The organism is Methanobrevibacter curvatus (assembly GCF_001639295.1).
Taxonomy (GTDB): Archaea; Methanobacteriota; Methanobacteria; order Methanobacteriales; family Methanobacteriaceae; genus Methanoflexus; species Methanoflexus curvatus.
Genome location: NZ_LWMV01000025.1, coordinates 1 through 5,299, shown reverse-complemented (window position 1 = coordinate 5,299; position 5,299 = coordinate 1). Strand labels below are relative to the sequence as shown.

The window sequence follows — 5,299 nt, the reverse complement described above, 5'->3', positions numbered from 1 at the left end:
CTTATCAGAACTACAGAAATGAAAATAAATGCAAAATAAACTGGAATTTCACTAAAGAAAATGCTGATAAAAAATTATCAAAATACTATACTTAAATAAAAAATATGAAAATTAAATTGTCTTAACACTATATTAATAAATTATAGAAAAAATTAAATTGTCTCAACAATATTATTATAACAAATATGTAACTTTAATGATTATTATTATTTAACGGATATATAAATTAATTAAAATTTATTCATAATAGATTAATATATTAGTAATCTATTAGTGATATCAATTTTATTAATGTATTGAGGATTATTTTTATTAAAAGCCTAAAAATATTGATTCATCGAAGCAATCAACACATAATCAACACAATAACAAGAAAAGATTAAACTAAAGATTGTAATCCAATGATTAAAATCAAAGTAGTTGCAACATAGCCATAGTGCATAATAGCACTATCTATGTTTACAAAACTAGATTCATGCTTAAAACAAGTGAATGGGTAAATTTGAATTATCACTATTTAACTATAACCTAAGTTGCAACAAACTTAATTAAGAATTTTCAGTATAAATAAAACAATTATTTATAACAGCCCATATCTATAAAGATCTATTTTATATTAGAATATGCATCATATGCTGCATAGATAGCATATAATAAATATACATATGGAACTCCAACTAAAGTAAATATCGTGGAAATGATAATAGCAATTATAAAGAAAATTATTGCTTTTTTACCACCTTGACCACCAAGATATTGACCTAATCCTGGAATAAAAAAAGATGCAATTGCACTAACAACTGGACTTACCATATTTTACCTCCTATTAGTTAATCAAATAATGCATAGCTGATTTAAAATTATTAACTCTTTTTTAACATTTATATAGAAAATGTTGTTTTTGGAAATAACTTTTTTAACATCACCGGCTGAGCATATAATAATCAAATACAAAACTTTAAGATAGGAATGTTTTGTATTGATATTGTAAAAAGTTTACAAAAGCTATGCAAATAAGTACATATATTTTTAGGTACTCAGCCTATAATTTAATTATATTAAATCTAGATATATATATATATATATATATATATATGTATTCTGTTAACAATTTTAATGAGAAAAAACTAAATATTAAAAAGCTTAAAAAAAATAATTGATACACAATAAGATATCTTACAATAAATGCAAAAATATAGATAAATAATTGGAAAAATTACTAAAGTTAGGATAAATATAGCTGAAATAAAAAAAGTTAGAACATTAATGAGGTAATTAGATGCTAAAAAAAATAATATACAGAAGAAAATATCTATTAGCAGAATTCCTTGGAACTGTTATATATGGAGTCGTTTTATATTTTACATTTACTTGGTTGGCTGGATATTCACCTCTATATGCGTATTTTGGGAATCTTATGCTAATGATTCTATTTTTTGCGATAGAAGAATATTCCATAAGAATGCTTGAATCAGAAAGCACTTTCAAAAAAATTTCTGAACGAAAAGACAGAAAAAAAGTTTATCAGTCAATTCAAGATGGAATTAATAATAATATCTCATTTAAAACAATATTGTATCTGTTTTATGTCTTTATATTAATATTATCACAAATAATCGACAGCAACCCTACATTAGTAAGTGAGAATCTTGCTAACTTTATCCTCTCAAACAACTACAGCATTTTATTATTAATTGCACTTGACATGCTCATTGGACAGGTTTCAAAAGAGAGAGAAAGAATGAAGAAACTATCTGCGAAACTTAAAGAATCTTTCACAAAAAATCAAGATTAATCATGTTCTGTAAATACTATACTCAATTATTAGAGCTTGACTTATAAAACAGAAAATCTAATTAAAAAATTAAATAAAACTGAATAAAGCTAAATATACTCAAAAAAACAAAGTTTAGAAGTAATAATTTTTTTTAAAAATTCTTATATTTATCTATTAATTAAATTAGATAAATAATAAATATTTTTTTATATAATAAAATTATAAATGATTATTTTAAAAATAATAAAAAAATTTAATAAATAAATATTAATATAATAATTTATATACATAAAATATATAAATAAATCATTGATAAATAAATTTTATAGATAAATTTTATAGATAAATGATCATCAATGAAAATTTTGAAATTTATTATTTTTTTAATGTTTTATTATATTTTACTTTATTTTAATTTATTTTATTATAAATATATTAATTTTCAACTCATAATTAAATGGTGAAAAAATGAAAATGTACTATGAAAAAGATGTAGATAGTGAAGTCTTAGTAGGAAAAACCATAGCCGTTATTGGTTATGGAAGTCAAGGAAGAGGACAAAGTAGAAATATGGCAGACAGTGGTTTGAATGTTGTTGTTGGACTTCGTGAAGGTGGTTCATCATGGAAAATTGCTAAAAGTGAAGGAATGAATGTTAAAACAATTGAAGAAGCTACAAAAATTGCAGATGTTATTCATATTCTTATTCCAGATGAAATTCAAGCTGATACTTACAACAAATCAATAGCTCCTAATCTCGAAGAAGGAAATACCATATCTTTTTCACATGGATACAATATACATTTTAAATATATTAAAGTCCCTAAAAATGTTAATATCACAATGATTGCTCCAAAAGGGCCAGGTTCAATGGTAAGAAGAACATATAAAGAAGGATTTGGAATTCCTGGACTTGTTGCAGTAGAACAAGATGCTACTGGAAATGCTTTACAAATTGCTCTTGCAATGGGAAAAGCTACTGGTCTTGCAAAAGCAGGTATTTTAGAAACAAGTTTTAAAGAAGAAACTGAAACTGATTTATTTGGTGAACAAGCTGTTTTATGTGGAGGAGTTACAGAATTAATTAAAGCAGGTTTTGACACCTTAGTAGAAGCAGGATATCAAAAAGAAATAGCTTACTTTGAAACTTGTCATGAACTAAAGTTAATCGTGGATTTAATCTACGAAAAAGGATTTGCTGGAATGTGGAATGATGTTTCAAATACTGCTGAATTTGGAGGATTTGTTAGAAGAGAGAGAATAATCAATGAAGAATCTAAAAAAGAAATGAAAAAAGTTCTTGAAGAAATCCAAAAAGGCAAATTTACTAAAGAATGGGCTTTAGAAAACACTGCAAACCAGCCTATGTTAAATAGATATAGAGCAATTGAAGCTGAAGAAAATATAGAAATTGTAGGTAAAAAACTCCGTAAAGCATGTGGATTAGAAAAAAGTGAATAAATAAAAGTAATATTTAAGATTAAATTTAAGTAATATTTTTTTTAATTTTTTTTATATTTTAAAAAATTTTTTTATTTATAGTCCTGAAAAAAATTTTCGAATTAATTGTTTAATGAGATATTTATTTTAAAAAATAAGTTTATATTATGTCTAATTTTTAAAATAATCATTTATAATTTTATTATATAAAAAAATATTTATTAAATAAACAATACTTATTATAATTATTTAATTTAATTAATAGATGAATATGGGAATTTTTAAAAAAAATTATTACTTCTAAACTTTATTTTCTGAAATATATATGAAAATTATTTCTTTTTAAAAATAATTTAATTTATAAATTCATTTTAAAAATTTTTATACTATTTTAAGCAAACAACTAAAAAAAGCAAAATCTTTAAAAATTATTTAAAAAAACCTCTTAAAAATCTTAAAATATCTTAAAAACAAATTTTTTAAAAAACTTAGTGAAAATATGGTTTATCTTGGTATGGATCATGGTACTACGGGAATTTCATTTGGAATCATTTCAGATGAAGGAATCCCAATAGAAGTCTTTAAAATAGATAGAGAAGACAGTAAAAATGGGTTGGTCAAAGCTATTGATGAAATTGAAAAAAGAATTAATTTATCAGACATTAAACTTTTAGCCATGACATATGCTATGGGAGATGGAATAAATACAATACTTCCTCTGAATAAAGTAAAAAATAGAGGAATTCTTTCCATTGAAGGAGCTGGAAAGGTGACAGGGGGAGGAACTTCAGTATATAGTGAAATTGAAGAGTCAAATATTCCAACTATCTTAATTCCAGGGCTTCATAAAAATTCTACTTCTTTAAATCCTTTATTTAATGCTAGCTATTCCCATCAAGCAAGTTCAGAAAAAATTAGTATTGCATATGCTGCATTATTAGAAACAAATTGGAAAAATATGATAGTAGGAGATATTAGTTCTAACAGTGTTAACATTTTAATAGAAGATGGAAGAATAAAAGGAGCTATTGATGCAGCTTTAGGGTCTATTGGCATTGTACATGGACCTATAGATTTAGAAATGATTAGAAATATAGACGAAGGTAAAATTACTGCAAATGAAGCTTTTTCAAATGCTGGTGCTGTTAAAATAGCTAAAATAAACACAAAAGTTGCCCATATGAAAAATAAGCTCTTAAAAAACTATGAAAATAATGATGAAAAAGCAAAATTAGCCGTTGATTCTATGATAATGACAATAGCTATGGAAATACATGGTTTAATTGGAATATCAGATAATCCAATAGAAGGAATAGTTTTAACTGGTTCTATAGGTTCATTAGAAAAGCCATTTAATTTTAAAAATAAGATTAACAAATATTTAAAAAATAAATATCCTATAGCTATTTTATCCAGTGAATCTGGAGCTTATGGAGCAGCACAAATAGCTAAATCTGTTTATAATGGGAAAAAAGAAATATTGGGTATTCCTGTAGACTATACAACTTAATGTATGAAAAATATAAAAATAACTAATAAATAAATGTTAAAAAATTTATTTAAAATATAAGAAACTAAGAAAATAGCAAAAAGACTAAAAATATAATATAAAAAATAATAAAATAATATAAAAAATAATATAAAAAAAAGTAAATTATTGTTTTTCAGAAATAAAAGCTATTTTTCCACCTTTAATAACATTTAAACCATTATCTGTTTCTAAAACTGTATTTAAAAAGTTATCAATAGTTATTATATTTCCTTCTAGTTCTTCTAGATTTTTAAGACCAATAATAACATCTTTACCTTTAAATCTAAGAAATTGTTGATTGACTTGATAAGCTCTATCTTGATTCATAATTTCACTCTTAAATAAATATAAAAAAATTTAATGATAATTTTTCTTAAATATTAATAATATTTAATAGTATTAAGAAAATTCATGATATTATTTAATAATAAATATATTTAAAACAGTATTTAAATATTTTTGATAATATTAAATATTATTAAATATTATTAAATGTAAGTCAATATAATAACTAAATTTAAATATTTAATAAAACAATAATTATATAATAT

6 protein-coding genes are annotated in these 5,299 nt (G+C 22.9%); 3 read left to right on the top strand and 3 right to left on the bottom strand.

What is annotated here, in order from left to right; genetic code table 11:
* Positions 1 to 379: 379 nt before the first annotated feature.
* A complete protein-coding gene (locus tag MBCUR_RS10910) occupies positions 380 to 514 on the bottom strand; it encodes a hypothetical protein (RefSeq protein ID WP_281190503.1) in 135 nt (44 codons plus the stop codon).
* A 92-nt stretch (positions 515 to 606) separates the two neighbouring features.
* Positions 607 to 813: a hypothetical protein gene (locus MBCUR_RS00910; RefSeq protein WP_067089071.1), complete on the bottom strand. Its 207-nt coding sequence runs from the start codon at positions 811 to 813 to the stop codon at positions 607 to 609.
* Positions 814 to 1,279: 466 nt separating this feature from the next.
* On the opposite strand from MBCUR_RS00910, the gene MBCUR_RS00905 reads away from it, so the two are divergent.
* The 3 genes from MBCUR_RS00905 (at position 1,280) to MBCUR_RS00895 (ending at position 4,727) form a co-directional block, all read left to right on the top strand.
* Positions 1,280 to 1,795, top strand: a complete 516-nt coding sequence (locus tag MBCUR_RS00905) for a hypothetical protein (protein ID WP_067089068.1) — start codon at positions 1,280 to 1,282, stop codon at positions 1,793 to 1,795.
* A 450-nt stretch (positions 1,796 to 2,245) separates the two neighbouring features.
* Positions 2,246 to 3,238 carry a ketol-acid reductoisomerase gene (gene ilvC, locus MBCUR_RS00900; protein WP_067089066.1) on the top strand — a complete coding sequence of 331 codons (993 nt, stop codon included), beginning with the start codon at positions 2,246 to 2,248 and terminating at the stop codon, positions 3,236 to 3,238.
* Between the two features lie 478 nt (positions 3,239 to 3,716).
* Positions 3,717 to 4,727, top strand: coding sequence for a methanogenesis marker 12 protein (locus tag MBCUR_RS00895; RefSeq protein WP_067089064.1), 1,011 nt, complete (start codon positions 3,717 to 3,719; stop codon positions 4,725 to 4,727).
* 144 nt (positions 4,728 to 4,871) lie between these two features.
* On the opposite strand, the gene MBCUR_RS00890 is transcribed toward MBCUR_RS00895, so the two are convergent.
* Positions 4,872 to 5,075: an LSM domain-containing protein gene (locus tag MBCUR_RS00890; RefSeq protein ID WP_067089062.1), complete on the bottom strand. Its 204-nt coding sequence runs from the start codon at positions 5,073 to 5,075 to the stop codon at positions 4,872 to 4,874.
* Positions 5,076 to 5,299 lie beyond the last annotated feature (224 nt).

What these genes read in the sequence shown, in the direction of transcription:
- MBCUR_RS00910 (WP_067089071.1), bottom strand. Translation starts at nt 813, where the DNA reads ATGGTAAGTCCAGTTGTTAGTGCAATTGCATCTTTTTTTATTCCAGGA.
- MBCUR_RS00905 (WP_067089068.1), top strand. Translation starts at nt 1,280, where the DNA reads ATGCTAAAAAAAATAATATACAGAAGAAAATATCTATTAGCAGAATTC.
- ilvC (WP_067089066.1), top strand. Translation starts at nt 2,246, where the DNA reads ATGAAAATGTACTATGAAAAAGATGTAGATAGTGAAGTCTTAGTAGGA.
- MBCUR_RS00895 (WP_067089064.1), top strand. Translation starts at nt 3,717, where the DNA reads ATGGTTTATCTTGGTATGGATCATGGTACTACGGGAATTTCATTTGGA.
- MBCUR_RS00890 (WP_067089062.1), bottom strand. Translation starts at nt 5,075, where the DNA reads ATGAATCAAGATAGAGCTTATCAAGTCAATCAACAATTTCTTAGATTT.